The organism is Amycolatopsis sp. WAC 04197 (assembly GCF_003947475.1).
In the GTDB taxonomy this organism is placed as follows: Bacteria; Actinomycetota; Actinomycetes; order Mycobacteriales; family Pseudonocardiaceae; genus Amycolatopsis; species Amycolatopsis japonica.
This window is the reverse complement of sequence record NZ_QHJK01000016.1, coordinates 1-14,855: the sequence shown is the minus strand read 5'-3', so window position 1 is coordinate 14,855 and position 14,855 is coordinate 1. Positions and strand designations below refer to the sequence as shown.

The following is a 14,855-nucleotide window of genomic DNA, read 5'->3' as shown; positions in this document are numbered from 1 at the left end:
GGGCCTAGGGCCACCCTCGTCTCACGCCGGACCGCCGCCGGGTTTAGCGTTAGGCATGACCACTGCACCTGTCGATGTCGAGAGCGCCCGCCGCGACTACGCGGCCCTCGTCGACCGTGGCCTCTCCCTGGACATCACCCGCGGCAAGCCGTCCCCTCGCCAGCTGGACCTCGCCGACGGGCTGCTCGCCCTCCCCGGAGACGTGCGCAAGGCCGAGGACGGCACGGACGTCCGCAACTATGGTGGCCTCAAGGGCCTGCCCGAGCTCCGCCGCATCTTCGCCGGGCCGCTGCAGGTCCCGGCCGAGCAGCTGCTGGCCGCGGGCAACTCCAGCCTGGAGCTCATGCACGACTCGATCGTGCAGGCCTTCCTCAGCAAGCTGCCGGGTGCCGAGCGCCGCTGGGCCGACGAGCCGAGCGTCAAGTTCCTCTGCCCCGTGCCGGGCTACGACCGCCACTTCGCGCTGGCCGAGCGCTTCGGGATCGAGCTGATCCAGGTGCCGCTCACCGAGACCGGCCCGGACATGGCGGTCGTCGAGCGGCTCGTCGCCGAGGACCCCGCGGTCAAGGGCATCTGGTGCGTGCCGAAGTACAGCAACCCGACCGGGGTCACCTACAGCGACGACACCGTGCGCCGCCTGGCGACGATGACCACGGCCGCCCCGGACTTCCGGATCTTCTGGGACAACGCCTACGCCGTGCACCACCTCACCGAGGACGAGGCGCCGCTGGCCGACCTGCTCGCGCTGGCCACCGAGGCGGGCAACGCCGACCGCGTGTTCGTCTTCGGCTCCACCTCGAAGGTCACCTACGCGGGTGGCGGCGTCGGCTTCTTCGGCGCGTCCGAGGCGAACCTGGCCTGGTGGACCGGTCTCATCGGCAAGCGGACCATCGGCCCGGACAAGGTCAACCAGCTCCGCCACGCGCAGTTCCTGCGCGACGAGGACGGCGTCCGCGAGCACATGCGCAAGCACGCCGAGCTCATCGGGCCGAAGTTCGCGGCCGTCGACGAGATCCTCACCAAGGAACTGGGCGAATCGGGCCTCGCGTCCTGGACCAAGCCGACCGGCGGGTACTTCATCTCGCTGACCGTGCCGTCCGGGACCGCCAAGGAGGTCGTGCGGCTGGCCAAGGAGGCGGGTATCGCTCTGACCCCGGCCGGTGCGACCCACCCGTACGGCGACGACCCCGAGGACGCCGTCATCCGCATCGCGCCGACGTACCCCGAGCTGGCCGAGGTGGAAGAGGCCATCCGCGGTCTCGCCGTCTGCGTCCGCCTTGCCGCGGCGACGAAGAACTAAGTTCGAGATCTTCTCCAATCCGGGTCACGGGTGGTTCCGAACGTCCGAGTGGGTGGGTGTGCACCGCAAAGACGAGAGGAACCACTCGTGTTCGGAAAGCCCTTCGTTCGTACCCTGATCTCCCGCAGCGCGGAGAACCGCACGGATCGCCGCCGGTTCCTGAAGGCCGCGGGCGCGGCGGGGCTCGGTGTCGTCGGCGCGACCTACCTCGGGGTCCAGGCCACTTCGTCGGCTTCGGCTACGGGTGACGCCGCTGCCGCCGCGGGTGCTCCCAGCGACGCCGCCGTCCTCAACTTCGCGCTCAACCTGGAGTACCTCGAAGCCGAGTTCTACTCCTTCGCCGTCCACGGCCGCGGGCTGCCGGACGACCTCACCGGTGGCGTCGGCACCCAGGGCGGCGTCTCCGGCGGCAAGAAGGTGATGTTCCACGACAAGGCGCTGCACCAGTTCGCGAAGGAGATCGCGGGCGACGAGGTCGCGCACGTCAAATTCCTGCGCGGCGCGCTGGGCGAGGCCGCGGTGTCGCGGCCCGAGATCGACCTCAAGGACAGCTTCACCGCCGCGGCCAAGGCGGCCGGGCTGATCAGCGGCTACCAGCAGTTCGACCCGTTCGCCAACGAGAAGAACTTCCTGCTCGCGGCGTTCCTGTTCGAGGACGTCGGCGTGACGGCCTACAAGGGCGCCGCGCCGCTGATCACCAACAAGACGTTCCTCGACGCGGCCGCCGGCATCCTGGCCGCCGAGGCCTACCACGCCGCCACCATCCGGACCGCGCTGTTCGACCGGGAACTCGGTGACGCGGCCGCCAAGATTTCCAACGCGCGCGACGCCCTCGACGGTCCCGGCGACGACGACCAGGGTGTCCTGCTCGGCAACCAGGCCAACATCGTGCCGACCGACCACAACGGCATCTGCTTCGGCCGCGGCGCCGACCGGGTGCTGAACGTCGTCTACCTGAACCCGGGCGCGGTGAAGGAGGGCGGGTTCTTCCCCAAGGGCGTCAACGGCGACATCGTCGCCAGCGGCGGCGCGTGATCCCCTCTGTCTGTCGCCGTTTCCCGGTACCGTCGGGGGGCGGCGACACGAGGAGGGGGTTCGCGGTGAAGGCAGTGATCATCGGCGGCGGCGTCTCCGGCACGGTGACCGCGATGGCGTTGCGCCGGGCCGGGATCGAAGCGAGCGTCCACGAGGCGCACCCGTCCGGCGGCGAGGACGCGGGCGCGTTCCTGACGATCATGCACAACGGCATGGACGCCCTGCGCGCGATCGGCGCCGAGGCGCCGGTGATCGACATTTCGTTCGGTGCGGTGGGTCTGGAGCTCGTGACGCCCGACGGGCGGACCGTCGAACGACGTTCCTTCGACATCGAAGGCCTCGCCGGTCCGCGCACCATGACGCGGGCGTCGCTTTACCGTGCGCTGCAGGACGAGGCGATCTCGCGCGGGATCACCGTCGAGCGCGGGAAACGGCTGGTTTCCGCCTCACCGGGGATCGCGCGGTTCGAGGACGGTTCCGTGGCCGAAGGCGACATCCTGATCGGCGCCGACGGCCTGCGTTCGGTCGTCCGGACGATCATCGACCCGGACTGCCCGCCGCCGCGTTCGACGGGCCTCGACGTCGTCTACGGCTACACGACCGACACGAACATCCCGCAGGCGCCTTCCCTCTATCGGATGATTCAGAGCCTGCACGCCTTCTTCGGCTACACGAGTACTCCCGACGGCTCGACGTACTGGTTCGCGCGGCTTCCCACGGCCGAAGGAGTGCGCTCCGGCCTGACACCGGCCGAATGGCGTGCGGCCGCTTTCGCCGCTTTCGACGGGGAACCGTTGCCCGCCGCGGAAATCATCCGGTCGACGGGCGACGACGTGTTCGGCGGTCACTCCTACGACGTGCCTTCGACACCGGTGTGGTTCAACTCGACGATGGTGCTCGTCGGCGACGCGGCGCACGCGGCCTCGCCCGCCGCCGGGCAGGGCGCGTCGATGGCGTTGGAGGACAGCGTCGTGCTGGCGCAGTGCTTGCGGGATCTTCCCGATGCGCCAACGGCTTTCGCCGCCTATGAGCGGCTTCGGCGGGCGCGGGTGGAGGAGCTGGTGGCGGGCAGCGCGGCGATGTCCTCGGGGACGACGTCCGACCGGGACCGGAATTGGCTTTACCGGCACCACATCGACTGGGACGAGACCATTCGCGTTTAGCCGACTAATTGCGAGGCTCGCCAAGCGCGTGAAGGCCTCCTTCCCTCGGCTCAGCCGAGGGAAGGAGGCCTTCACGCGCGGAACGCTACTTCTTGTACAGGGCCTCGATGTCGTTCGCGTAGTTCTTGTTCACGATGTTGCGCTTCAGCTTCAGGCTCGGCGTGATCTCCCCGCCCGCCTCGGTGAAGTCCTTCGAGAGGATCGTGAACTTCTTGATCGCCTCGGCCTGCGACACCGCGCTGTTGGCCTGATCGACGGCCGTCTGGATCTCGGCGCGCAATTCGGCGTCGTCGGCCAGATCGGACACCGACGCGTCGGAAGGCTTGCCGTGCTGCGACTTCCACGACGGGAAGTACTCCTCGTCGATGGTGATCAGCGCGCCGATGAACGGTCGCTGGTCGCCGACGACCATCGCCTGGCTGACCAGCGGGCTGGCCTTGATGGTGTCCTCGAGCCCGGACGGGGCGACGTTCTTGCCGCCCGCCGTGACGATGATCTCCTTCTTGCGCCCGGTGATCTTCAGGAAGCCGTCGTTGTCCAGTTCGCCGAGGTCGCCGGTGTGGAACCAGCCGTCTTCCAGCGCTTCGGCGGTCGCTTCGGGGTTGTTGAAGTAGCCGCCGAACACGACGTCGCCCTTCAGCAGGATCTCGCCGTCGTCGGCGATCCGGACCGAGGTGCCGGCGACCGGGCGGCCCACGGTGCCGACGCGGAACCCGTCCTGCGTGCCGACACAGGCCGCCGCGGAGGTCTCGGTCAGGCCGTAGCCCTCGAACACCGGGACGCCGATGCCGCGGAAGAAGTGCGCCAGCCGCACGCCGAGCGGGGCACCGCCGGAAACCGCGGCGACGCACCGGCCGCCGAGCGCCGCGCGGAGCTTGCTGAACACCAGCTTGTCGAACAGCGCGTGCTTGACCTTGAGACCCAGTCCGGCGCCGCCGGTGTCCTGAGCCTGGCTGTACGCGACCGCGGTGGCTTCGGCGGCGTCGAAGATCTTGCCCTTGCCGTCGCCGTGCGCCTTCTGCTTCGCGCTGTTGTAGACCTTCTCGAACACGCGCGGCACGGCGACGACGAACGTCGGCCGGAAGGTGCCGAGGTCGGCGACGAGGTTCTTGACGTCCGAAGTGTGGCCGAGGGTCACTCGCGCGCTCAGCGCGGTCACCGCGATGGCGCGGGCGAGGACGTGCGCGAGCGGCAGGAACACCAGCAGCGAGTTGCCCTGCTCCATCAGCTGCGGGAAGGCGGCGATGTCGGCGCGGATCTCGGCGAGGAGGTTCCGGTGGGTCAGCTCGACGCCCTTGGGGCGGCCGGTCGTGCCCGAGGTGTACACGATCGTGGCCAGATCGCCCGCCTTCACCGTGCGGCGGCGCTCGTGCAGGTCGTCGTCGCTCAGCTCGGCGCCCTGCTCGGTGAGGTGGTCGACGGCGCCCGCGTCGATCTGCCAGGTGTGCTCGAGCCCGTCGAGGCGGCCCTTCACGGACTCCAGCGTCGCGAGGTGCTCGTCGGTCTCGACGAACACGGCCTTCGCGGCCGAGTCGGAGAGGATCCAGTGGACCTGCTCGGCCGACGAGGTGTCGTAGATCGGGACGGTGACCGCGCCGGCGGCCCAGATCGCGAAGTCGATCAGCGTCCATTCGTAGCGGGTCTTGGACATGAGCCCGACCCGGTCGCCCGGTGCGATGCCCGCCTGGGCCATTCCCTTGGCCACGGCCAGAACCTGGGCGGCGAAGTCTTTGGCGGTGACGTCCAACCAGGTACCGTCGACCTGGCGGCGGAAACTCACGACATCGGAGAACCGCTCCGCGTTCGCCCAGACGACGTCGGCGAGATTCTCGTCGTCTGTCACCGGATTGGCGGCGGGGGCGCTGTATTCGCGCACGAGGAACCTCCGTGTTCGCGTGCAAGTGGTGTGACCGGTGTTACCCGCCAGTCAACTTAGCGTGCCGTGCACCTTAAGACCATGCTGACGAATCGGCCATACCCAGGGCATGACATTCTGCCGCTGTGAACCAGGCGCCGCCAGCTCTCGACATCGTCGACGAGACCTTCCTCGTGGTCCCGCCCTCCACCGTGGCCGCCGCTTTCGCCGATCCGCGATCTTGGTCACGTTACTGGCCGGACCTCGTCCTGGAGGTCTACACCGACCGCGGGGACCAGGGATTGCGCTGGACCGTGCGCGGTGCCTTGATCGGTACCATGGAGGTCTGGCTCGAGCCGGTGCTCGACGGAACCTTGCTGCACTACTTCCTGCGCGCCACCCCCGCCGGTCCCGACGGGGAGCCGATCGGCCTGGCGCCGCGGGAACTGCGCCGCGAGTTCGACCGCCGTGCCCGTGCCGCCAAGGCGATCGCGCTCGGGCTCAAGGAGGTCCTGGAGGACGGGCGGGAGCCGGGGGTCGGTCCCCGGGTCGAGTAGGGGAGAGCATGCGGGTTCACGTGGTGTCGGACGTGCACGGCAACGCCGACGCGCTCAAACGCGCGGGTGACGGCGCCGACGCGCTGATCGTCCTCGGCGACCTGCTGGACTTCGTCGACTACCGCGAGCACGACAAGGGCATCATGGGCGCGCTGTTCGGCGCCGAGAAGGTCGGCGAGTTCGCGCGCCTGCGGCGTGAGGGCACTCGTGACGAGACCGTTGCCTTCTCGCGATCGTTGTGGGCCACTTTGGCCGATCCCGCGGCCGCCGTCGGCGAGGCGATCCACGACCAGTACGGCGTCCTGTTCGGCGCGCTGACCGCGCCGACGTTCGCGACCCCCGGCAACGTCGACGACCCCTCGCTGTGGCCCGAGTTCGCCGGCGACGGCATCACCGTCCTCGACGGCGAGGTCGCCGAGTTCGGCGGCCTGCGCTTCGGGTTCATCGGCGGCGCGCTCCTCCCGCCGAACGTGGTCCCGCGCCGCAACGGCTTCTGGCGGCCGTACCTGCGCACCCGCGAGGAGTACGACGCCGCGGTCGCCGGGCTGGAGAACGTCGACGTCCTGTGCACCCACATCCCGCCCGCCGTCCCGGAACTGACCTACGACGTGATCGCGCGGCGGTCCGAGATCGGCTCGGCCGCGCTGGTGGACCTCATCCGCGAGCAGCGGCCGCGCTGGTCGGTGTTCGGGCACGTCCACCAGCCGCTGACCCCGCGGACGCGGCTCGGCAGGACCGAATGCCGTAACGTCGGTCACTTCAAAGAGACGGCACAGCCGTACGTGCTTCGCTGGTGACCCTGGGCTGCGGCTAGGCTGCGTTCATGGCCGAGCAGTCCACGCAATCCATCGAGGTCGACGCCGAGCCCGAGCGGGTCATGGCCGTCATCGCCGACTTTCCCGCGTACCCGGAATGGGCCAAGGCCGTCCGGGAGACCGAGGTGCTCGGCGAGGACGCCGACGGCCGCGCCAAGCAGGTGAAACTCACCCTCGACGCCGGCCCCATCAAGGACGTGTACACCCTCGAGTACGACTGGGACGCCGACGGCAACGGAGTCAGCTGGCACCTGGTCAAGGGGCAGATGCAGAAGGCCCAGAACGGCCGTTACGCCCTCGAAGCGCTGGGCGCCGGACGCACCAAGGTGACGTATACGCTGTCCGTCGAGCTGGCGCTGCCGATGATCGGGCTGCTGCGCCGCAAGGCCGAGAAGATGGTCATGGACACCGCGCTCAAGGAGCTCAAGAAGCGCGCTGAAGCATCCTGAGTCGAAGGGTAGGCATGCGGATCCTGCTGTTCACCGGCAAGGGGGGTGTCGGCAAGACCACGCTGGCCGCGGCGACGGCGGCGGCACTGGCCGGGCGGGGCAGGAAGACGCTCGTGGTCTCGACCGACCCGGCGCATTCCCTCGGTGACGCCTTCGGCCGCCCGCTCGGCGGCGAACCGTCCGAAGTGGACACGCTGCTGCACGCCGCCCAGATCGACACCCGCGGCCTCGTCGACAGCACCTGGCGCGAACTCCGGCGTGAACTGCAGACCGCGCTCGCGGGGGTGGGCCTCGACTCGCTCGACGCCGAAGAACTCACCGTGGTGCCCGGCGTCGACGAACTCCTCGCCCTCACCGAGGTCCAGCGCCTCGCCGAGCACGGTCCCTGGGAGACGGTCGTCGTCGACTGCGGGCCCACCGCGGAAACCCTGCGGCTGCTGGCTTTGCCCGAAGCGGTCTCCGGCTATCTGTCGCGGATGTTCAAACCGGGCGCGCGGCGCACGGCCGCCGCGGTGCGGCGGCTCGGCGCGCATCTGGAGTCGCTGCGCACGCTGCTGACCGATCCGGCCACCACCACCGTGCGGCTCGTGCTGACGCCGGAACGCGTCGTCGTCGCCGAAGCCCGCCGCACGCTCAGTTCCCTTGCCCTGCGCGGAATCTCGGTCGACGGCCTGATCGTCAACCGGCTCATGCCCGCGCCCGGGTTCTGGCGCGGTGCCGCGGCCACGTGGATGCGGACCCGGCGCACGCAGCAGAACGCCGTCCTCGCCGAACTCGCCGAAGCGGGTTTCGGGCCGGGGCAGGTGAAGCCCGTCGAGCATCGCGCAGTCGAGCCGGTGGGGCTCGAGGCGTTGCAGGAAATCGCGTACGAGCTCTATCAAGGGCTGGACCCCTTGACGGGGAACGAAAAAGGTGTGACCCCACTGCTGCGGGTGTCCGAATCGGACGACGGCTACGAGCTGCGTATCGCGGTGCCCCTGCACCTCGATTCCGAAGTGGACCTGGCCAGAGTGGACGATGATCTCGCCGTCACCGTGGACGGTTTCCGGCGGCTGATCGCGCTGCCGGAGATGTTGCGCCCGTGCCGGATCACCGGTGCGGAATCCGACGCGCACGGCCTGGTCGTGAGCCTGGCCGGGAACCGGGGACCCGGGTGAGCGAGAACAACGAGTACACCGGATCGAAGCCGCTCGAACTGGCCGAAGAGATCCGGCTCCTGGTCGAACTGGTCGTCGAGCACGCCGCGCCGTGGCTGGAGGGCCTGATCTCCGCCGGGCACGGCTGCACCGACCACGACACCGACGGGTGGTGCCCGCTCTGCGCCGTCGTCGGGGTCTTCCGAGGGGAACGGCCCGAGTTCGTGGCCCGCCTGATGGAGCAGGCCGCGCAGCTCGTCGCGTTGCTGCGGGCGGTGCTCGCCGACCGATGGGAACCGGAGGCCGGCGTGCACATGCCGGGGTTCCAGCCTGCGCGGAAGGAGCCCGAGGCCGAAGATGTGCCGATGGGAGCTTCGCGGGTCCAGCACATCACGGTGACCAGGCGCGACGCTTGGCAGCCGGACCGGGAGAACTGAGTTGCTGACGGTAGGGGTGGACGTCGGGGGCACGAGTGTGCGCGCCGGCGTGGTGGACGAGCACGGCTCGCTGATGGACACCGCCAGGGTCGGGACGCCCAGTGGGGAGGACGCGCTCGAAGACGCCATCGCCGGCGTCGTCGAAGACCTCCGCAACCGGCACGACGTGTCCGGGGTCGGGCTCGCGGTCGCCGGGTTCGTCGCGAACGACCGGCGCACGGTGATGTTCGCGCCGCATCTGTCCTGGCGTGCCGCGCCGGTCGCCGAGCGCATCGAGAAACGGGTCGGCCTGCCGGTGACCCTGGAGCACGACGTGAACGCCGCCGCGGTCGGCGAATACCGCTTCGGAGCCGCCCGCGGCGCTCATGTCGCCGCGCTGATCGCCCTCGGTACCGGGATCGGCGCGGGACTGCTGCTCGACGGCAAGATCTACCGGGGCGCGTACGGCGTCGCCCCGGAACTCGGGCATCTGACCGTCGTCCCCGGCGGCAGGCCCTGCCCGTGCGGGAAGTACGGCTGCTGGGAGCGCTACTGCAGCGGGACGGCGCTGGCGGCGACGGCGGTGGAACTGCTCGCGCGGCATCCCGGTCGCTCGACCGTGCTGGCGCGCGAGACGAGAGGAGACCCCGGTTCGGTCACCGGCCGCCGCGTCGCCGGGGCCGCCCGCGACGGCGACCCGATCGCCCAGCGCGCGATGACCGAGCTGGCGAAATGGCTGGCCGAGGGGCTGGCGCTGGTCGCCGACGTCTTCGATCCCGAGCTCATCGTGATCGGCGGCGGCGTGTCCGAATCGGCCCCGCTGTTCCTGGACGAGGCCCGCGAGCACTACGCGGACAAGATCACCGGCGCCGGGCACCGGCCGCTGGCGCGGATCCGGGCCGCGCACCACGGCGACGATTCGGCGATCGTCGGTGCCGCCGCCCTCGCCGTCGACGCGGCGAAGGCTCCCGGTGCCGAGATCGGTGTGACACGCTGAGGCGGTGACCCGGCAGGACGGCAACGGCTTCGTGAAGTGCGACTTCGGGCATCTTCACTGGGGTTTGAACGGCGCGGCCGGGTTGCTGCTGTCCGATCCCGCGCGCGGTGTCCTGCTGCAGCGGCGGGCCTGGTGGGTCCACCATGGACGCACCTGGGCGCTGCCCGGCGGCGCCGTCGAGGCGGGGGAGAGCCCGCGTGAGGCCGCCACCCGCGAGGCGCACGAGGAGGCCGACATCCCGCCCGCGCGGGTCCGTCCACTGGCCGCGTCGCACGTCGACCACGGGAACTGGCGCTACACCACGGTCCTCGCCGCGCCGATCGGCCCGCTTTCGGCCAGGGTGAAGAGCGCGGAGAGCGCGGAACTGCGATGGGTCCACGCGGGCGAGGTCGCCGATTTCCGGCTGCATCGCGACTTCGCGGCGGCGTGGCCGGGATTGAGGGAGCACTTGGATCGCGGGCTGGTACTGGTGGTCGACGGCGCGAACGTCGTCGGATCGCGGCCGGACGGCTGGTGGCGTGACCGGCGCGGCGCCGCGGAACGGTTGCGGGACAAGCTCGCGACCCTGGCCGGGACCGGGCTCACCGATCCGGCGTTGCCCGGGGGCGGCGGATGGTCGTGGTGGCCGAAGGTCGTGCTGGTCGTCGAGGGCAAGGCGCGGGGCGTCGCGGCGGTGCCGGGGGTCGAGGTCGTCGAGGCCGACGGCGAAGGCGACGACACGATCGTCGCCGTCGCGCGTGAAGCCCGTGCCGCGGGCCCGGACGACCACGTCGTCGTGGTGACCGCCGACCGGGAGCTGCGTTCCCGCGTCGAGGCCCTGGGCGCTTCGACCTTCGGCCCCGGCACCCTCCTGGGGCACCTCGACTCCCGCATTTAGTCCTCTGAATGCGGTCCTGGTCAGGGGCGCGCGATCTTCCCGTCCCGCATCTCCGCGATGAGCGAAGCGACGACGGCGCGCAGGCTGCCGTTGTACTGCTTCGCGACCGCGCGCTGACGCAGGTAGCTGGGCCCGTACGCCAGGATGGTCTCCACCGAGCGCAGCTCGTCGGCGCAGTCCAGGCGCCGGGCCACCGGTTCGAGCCGGTTCAGCAGGTCGTAGGTGTCGTCGGTGACGAGCCGCTCGTTGCCCGCCGCGTCGAGGATGACGATCGCGTCGACGCCGTACCGCGCCGCGCGCCACTTGTTCTCCTGGACGTGCCACGGCGGCAGCGTCGGCAGGATCTCGCCGTCGTCGAGGCGCGCGCTGAAGTCGTCGACCAGGCATTGGGTCAGTGCGGAGATCGCGCCGACCTCCTCCAGCGTCGGCAGCCCGTCGCACACCCGCATCTCGACCGTCCCGAAATGCGGGGCGGGCCGGATGTCCCAGCGGATCTCGGAGAAATGGTCGATCACGCCCGTGGTGAACATGTCGTCGACGTAGCTCTCCAGCTCGGTCCACTTCCGGAACTGGAACGGCAGCCCGGCCGTCGGCAGCTGCTGGAACATCAGCGCCCGGTTCGACGCGTACCCGGTGTCCTCCGCGCCCCAGTACGGCGAAGACGCCGAAAGCGCTTGCAGATGCGGCGCGTACTTGAGCAGGGCGTCGAGGATCGGCAGGGCCTTGTCCCGGTGGTCGACGCCGACGTGCACGTGGACGCCGTAGATCAGCATCTGCCGTCCCCACCACTGGGTCCGGTCGATGAGCTTGGCGTAGCGCTCCTTGTCCGTGACCTTCTGCTGGTACCAGGTCGAGAACGGATGCGACCCGGCGGAGAACAGCTCGACGCCCAGCGGGTCCAGCACCGAGTGCACGACGTCCAGCGAGTCGTTCAGATCGGCCTTGACCTCGGCGATCGTGTCGCAGATCCCGCTGATCACCTCGATGGTGTTGAGCAGCAGTTCCTGCTTGATCTTCGGATGCTCCTCCTCGCCGTCGGGCCGGACGGCGTCGAGCACCTGTTCCGCGACCGACGAGAGCTCACCGGTCCGCCGGTCGACGAGGGCGAGTTCCCATTCCGCGCCGACCGTCGACCGGCGCGAGGGAGTGAAGTCGATCTTCATCTTCCGAATTGTCCGGCAGATCAGACCTGGGCGCCGTTGTTCGGATCCGCGCCGGGTGGCGGCCCCTGACGCACCCGCAGCAGGAGCAGGGCGATCGCGGTCGCGAGGGCGAGGATCCCGAGCGGCGTGCCGAGGCGGGTGCCCATGCCGATCAGGGTGGGCGCGATCAGCAGCAGCAGACCGAGCAGGAAGAACAGCAGGACGACGAACGCGCCCTTGCGCGGACGCGGCAGGGGAGGCGGCTCGGGCGGCACGAAATGGCCTTCGTCGTCGCTCGACCCGGCCGGGTCGTCCTCGAAAAGGGTCTTGTCCCAGCTGGTGCCGCCGCCGCGCCAGCCCGGTTCGGGTTCGGCGTCCGACGGCTCGGGCCGGGGTGCCTTCTCGGCGGGTTTCTCCGGCGTTTTCTCCAGGTCGTCTTCCGGGAACAGGCCGACACCCTCCGCACGGAGGTCGGCCACGATCTCGGCGAACGTCGCGTCGACGTCCTCCGGCCCGTCCTTGCCTCTGCTCATCCGGCGTCCACCTGTCCCGCCCGGCGCACGGACCGGGCGAAGTCCACCGTACGCGTGAAGATCAGGCCCGCGTCGTGGTCTTGGGTGGCGACGTGGAAGCTGTTCTCCAGCACCACCTCGGTCACGTCGTCGCTGCCGATCCCGTCGAGGATCACCCGCGAGTTGACCGGCTCGACGATGTGGTCGACGGCCGAGTGGAGCAGGAGCACCGGCTGGGTCACCTTGCGCAGATCCGCGCGGGTGAGTTTCCACAGCTTCGCCAGGCTCGCCGCGGCGCGTACCGGCGTCCGCGAGTAGGCCAGCTCGGTCACGCCCGGCTTCGCGATGTCGTTGGCCACGCCCGGAACCGAGGGCAGGATCCGCGACAGGACGGGCAGCAGCTTGGCGTCCCAGCGCAGCGTCATGACCGACGGGTTCACCAGCACGATGCCGGCGATCCGGTCGCCGAACTCCTCGGCCAGCCGCAGCGTCAGCGTCCCGCCCATCGACATCCCGGCGACGAACACCGTCTCGCAGGTCGAGAAGAGCGCCAGCAGCTCTTCGCGGACCGCGCCGTACCAGTCCTCCCAGCCTGTCCGGTTCATGTCCTGCCACCGGGTCCCGTGGCCGGGGAGCAACGGGCAGCGCACCGTGTAACCGGCTTCGGCCAGATGGTCGCCCCACGGCCGCATACTCGCGGGAGTGCCGGTGAATCCGTGGCACAGCAGGAACCCTGCTTCGGTCGAACCGGTGTGAGCGAACGGTTCCGCGCCGGCGAGGACGGCCATGCGATCGCCTTCCGTGAGAGCTGGGTAGGTCTACCATGTTCGCACGACCGGAGCGGCTTGTGGGGCCCCGGCCACTGCCGGAATCGGGCCGGATCGGGTGTGAGATCCGTCGCTGGGTGCGGGTAACCGGGTGGACTTCGTTGTGCCGGGGGTGCGCGATTCGTAGTCTTGACCATCGGGCGCAGGGGTTGAGCTGCTAGGAGGAGTTTTCGCAGTGCTGTACTGGCTCATGAAACACGTGTTTATCGGGCCACTGCTCAAGGCGCTGTGGCCCACCAAAGTCGTCGGCGCGGAGAACATCCCCGACGACGGTGGCGCGATCCTGGCGGGCAACCACCTCGCGGTGGCCGACTCCTTCTTCATGCCGCTGCGCGTCAAGCGCAAGGTGACCTTCCCGGCCAAATCGGAGTATTTCACCGAAAAGGGCTTCAAGGGGCTGCTGAAGAAGTGGTTCTTCACCGGCGTCGGCCAGTTCCCGATCGACCGCTCCGGCGGCAACGCCGCGCAGGCCGCGCTCGACACCGCGACCCGACTGGTCCGCGAAGGGCACCTCCTCGGCATCTACCCCGAAGGCACCCGTTCCCCGGACGGCCGCCTGTACAAGGGCAAGACCGGCGTCGCGCGGATCGCGCTCGAATCCGGCGGCGTCGTGGTCCCGGTCGCCATGATCGGCACCGACAAGGTCAACCCGATCGGCTCGAAAATGTGGTGGCCGCGCCGCCTCGAGATCCGCTTCGGCAAGCCGCTCGACTTCTCACGCTACGAGGGCCTCGCCGGCGACCGCTTCATCGAGCGGTCCATCACCGACGAGATCATGTACGCGCTCATGGAGCTCTCCGGCCAGGAGTACGTGGACATCTACGCCGCCAAGGCGAAGGAACTGCTCGCCGCCGAGGAGGCGGGAGTCCGCCCCAAGGTGCCCGCGCAGCCCTCCGCCCAGGACGTCGCCCGTATCCCGGACACCAAGGTCGGCTGAGGCCCCACTAGGGTTCTCCGGTGCGCTTTTTCTACGACACCGAATTCATTGAGGACGGCGTGACCATCGATCTGGTGTCGATCGGTGTCGTGGACGAAAGAGGCCGCGAGTTCTACGCGGTCTCGACCGATTTCGACCCCGGCAAGGCCGGCCCCTGGGTCCGCGACAACGTGCTCCCGAAACTCCCGTCGCCCGCCGATCCGGCGTGGCGCAGCCGCGAGAAGATCCGCACGGATCTGCTCGAGTTCTTCGGCAAACCGCCCGGCGGGATCGAACTGTGGGCCTGGTTCGCCGCCTACGACCACGTCGCGCTGGCGCAGCTGTGGGGGCCGATGCCCGCGCTGCCGCGTCAGCTGCCACGCTTCACCCGTGACCTGCGGCAACGCTGGGAGGACGCGGGCAAGCCGAAGCTGCCGTCGGCCCCGGACGACCAGCACGACGCGCTGGCGGACGCGCGGCACAACTTCCAGCGGTGGCAGATCATCGAGTCCTACTGGCACCGGTAGGCCGTCCGGTCCGGATGTCAGGAAAGGGTCGTTCAGGACGTTTCGTGTCCTGAACGACCCTTTCATGACACTCGCGCTGGTGCCGGGCCTTCGGGGAGGCGGCCTGCCACGCGCGGTCGTTGTGGCTGTTGGGACTGCTGAGGCTGGAGTTGCCGGTTCCGGCCGGGTGAGGGAACTTTGAGGGACTCTGGGTCCCTCAAGGAGTCTTGGAGTCATGGGGTTGTTGCAACACCGTCTGTGGGAAGGGGCGGGTTGTGCGGGTGTTTCGGTGGTTGCCGCGGTCGGTGCGGGTGGGGTTTTGGGATCAGGTTCGGGCGGGGGTGGCGGCGAA

General features: G+C 69.7%; 16 protein-coding genes. 12 read left to right on the top strand and 4 right to left on the bottom strand.

From position 1 onward, the window contains the following. Positions 1 to 55: 55 nt before the first annotated feature. The 3 genes from DMC64_RS40110 (at position 56) to DMC64_RS40100 (ending at position 3,498) form a co-directional block, all read left to right on the top strand. A complete protein-coding gene (locus DMC64_RS40110; RefSeq protein ID WP_125737782.1) occupies positions 56 to 1,300 on the top strand; it encodes an aminotransferase class I/II-fold pyridoxal phosphate-dependent enzyme in 1,245 nt (414 codons plus the stop codon). Between the two features lie 87 nt (positions 1,301 to 1,387). Continuing rightward, the gene (locus DMC64_RS40105; RefSeq protein WP_125737781.1) at positions 1,388 to 2,335 is read left to right on the top strand and encodes a ferritin-like domain-containing protein; all 948 of its coding nucleotides are present in this window, start codon (positions 1,388 to 1,390) and stop codon (positions 2,333 to 2,335) included. Between the two features lie 65 nt (positions 2,336 to 2,400). Next, positions 2,401 to 3,498, top strand: a complete 1,098-nt coding sequence (locus tag DMC64_RS40100; RefSeq protein WP_125737780.1) for an NAD(P)/FAD-dependent oxidoreductase — start codon at positions 2,401 to 2,403, stop codon at positions 3,496 to 3,498. Positions 3,499 to 3,583: 85 nt separating this feature from the next. On the opposite strand, the gene DMC64_RS40095 is transcribed toward DMC64_RS40100, so the two are convergent. Further along, on the bottom strand, positions 3,584 to 5,374 hold the full coding sequence (locus DMC64_RS40095) for a long-chain fatty acid--CoA ligase (protein ID WP_125737779.1): 1,791 nt from the start codon (positions 5,372 to 5,374) through the stop codon (positions 3,584 to 3,586). Between the two features lie 125 nt (positions 5,375 to 5,499). On the opposite strand from DMC64_RS40095, the gene DMC64_RS40090 reads away from it, so the two are divergent. The 7 genes from DMC64_RS40090 to DMC64_RS40060 are packed head-to-tail and all read left to right on the top strand — an operon-like array spanning position 5,500 to position 10,600. After that, complete coding sequence (locus DMC64_RS40090; protein ID WP_037343371.1) at positions 5,500 to 5,910, top strand: hypothetical protein; 411 nt, start codon at positions 5,500 to 5,502, stop codon at positions 5,908 to 5,910. 8 nt (positions 5,911 to 5,918) lie between these two features. Next, on the top strand, positions 5,919 to 6,707 hold the full coding sequence (locus DMC64_RS40085) for a metallophosphoesterase (protein WP_125737778.1): 789 nt from the start codon (positions 5,919 to 5,921) through the stop codon (positions 6,705 to 6,707). Between the two features lie 26 nt (positions 6,708 to 6,733). After that, entirely contained in the window at positions 6,734 to 7,174 is a 441-nt protein-coding gene (locus tag DMC64_RS40080) for an SRPBCC family protein (protein ID WP_037343373.1), read from the top strand. Positions 7,175 to 7,188: 14 nt separating this feature from the next. Further along, positions 7,189 to 8,331: an ArsA family ATPase gene (locus DMC64_RS40075; RefSeq protein ID WP_125737777.1), complete on the top strand. Its 1,143-nt coding sequence runs from the start codon at positions 7,189 to 7,191 to the stop codon at positions 8,329 to 8,331. Continuing rightward, positions 8,328 to 8,747, top strand: coding sequence for a hypothetical protein (locus DMC64_RS40070; RefSeq protein WP_125737776.1), 420 nt, complete (start codon positions 8,328 to 8,330; stop codon positions 8,745 to 8,747). Before DMC64_RS40075 ends, DMC64_RS40070 begins: the two co-directional genes overlap by 4 nt. A 16-nt stretch (positions 8,748 to 8,763) precedes the next feature. Continuing rightward, positions 8,764 to 9,723, top strand: a complete 960-nt coding sequence (locus DMC64_RS40065) for an ROK family protein (RefSeq protein WP_037343376.1) — start codon at positions 8,764 to 8,766, stop codon at positions 9,721 to 9,723. 4 nt (positions 9,724 to 9,727) lie between these two features. Further along, the gene (locus DMC64_RS40060) at positions 9,728 to 10,600 is read left to right on the top strand and encodes an NUDIX domain-containing protein (RefSeq protein WP_125737775.1); all 873 of its coding nucleotides are present in this window, start codon (positions 9,728 to 9,730) and stop codon (positions 10,598 to 10,600) included. Positions 10,601 to 10,620: 20 nt separating this feature from the next. On the opposite strand, the gene DMC64_RS40055 is transcribed toward DMC64_RS40060, so the two are convergent. From DMC64_RS40055 to DMC64_RS40045, 3 genes are read right to left on the bottom strand one after another with little or no spacing between them, the layout of a single operon-like run. Next, positions 10,621 to 11,763, bottom strand: coding sequence for a glutamate--cysteine ligase (locus tag DMC64_RS40055; RefSeq protein ID WP_125737774.1), 1,143 nt, complete (start codon positions 11,761 to 11,763; stop codon positions 10,621 to 10,623). Positions 11,764 to 11,783: 20 nt separating this feature from the next. After that, on the bottom strand, positions 11,784 to 12,275 hold the full coding sequence (locus DMC64_RS40050) for a hypothetical protein (RefSeq protein WP_125737773.1): 492 nt from the start codon (positions 12,273 to 12,275) through the stop codon (positions 11,784 to 11,786). Continuing rightward, a complete protein-coding gene (locus tag DMC64_RS40045; RefSeq protein WP_037343382.1) occupies positions 12,272 to 13,042 on the bottom strand; it encodes a carboxylesterase in 771 nt (256 codons plus the stop codon). Before DMC64_RS40045 ends, DMC64_RS40050 begins: the two co-directional genes overlap by 4 nt. A gap of 214 nt (positions 13,043 to 13,256) precedes the next feature. On the opposite strand from DMC64_RS40045, the gene DMC64_RS40040 reads away from it, so the two are divergent. Then, the gene (locus tag DMC64_RS40040; RefSeq protein WP_016332794.1) at positions 13,257 to 14,018 is read left to right on the top strand and encodes a 1-acyl-sn-glycerol-3-phosphate acyltransferase; all 762 of its coding nucleotides are present in this window, start codon (positions 13,257 to 13,259) and stop codon (positions 14,016 to 14,018) included. A gap of 20 nt (positions 14,019 to 14,038) precedes the next feature. Further along, on the top strand, positions 14,039 to 14,524 hold the full coding sequence (locus DMC64_RS40035; RefSeq protein WP_038516163.1) for a polyadenylate-specific 3'-exoribonuclease AS: 486 nt from the start codon (positions 14,039 to 14,041) through the stop codon (positions 14,522 to 14,524). Positions 14,525 to 14,855: the final 331 nt, after the last annotated feature.

What these genes read in the sequence shown, in the direction of transcription:
- DMC64_RS40110 (WP_125737782.1), top strand. Translation starts at nt 56, where the DNA reads ATGACCACTGCACCTGTCGATGTCGAGAGCGCCCGCCGCGACTACGCG.
- DMC64_RS40085 (WP_125737778.1), top strand. Translation starts at nt 5,919, where the DNA reads ATGCGGGTTCACGTGGTGTCGGACGTGCACGGCAACGCCGACGCGCTC.
- DMC64_RS40080 (WP_037343373.1), top strand. Translation starts at nt 6,734, where the DNA reads ATGGCCGAGCAGTCCACGCAATCCATCGAGGTCGACGCCGAGCCCGAG.
- DMC64_RS40075 (WP_125737777.1), top strand. Translation starts at nt 7,189, where the DNA reads ATGCGGATCCTGCTGTTCACCGGCAAGGGGGGTGTCGGCAAGACCACG.
- DMC64_RS40055 (WP_125737774.1), bottom strand. Translation starts at nt 11,763, where the DNA reads ATGAAGATCGACTTCACTCCCTCGCGCCGGTCGACGGTCGGCGCGGAA.
- DMC64_RS40050 (WP_125737773.1), bottom strand. Translation starts at nt 12,275, where the DNA reads ATGAGCAGAGGCAAGGACGGGCCGGAGGACGTCGACGCGACGTTCGCC.
- DMC64_RS40045 (WP_037343382.1), bottom strand. Translation starts at nt 13,042, where the DNA reads ATGGCCGTCCTCGCCGGCGCGGAACCGTTCGCTCACACCGGTTCGACC.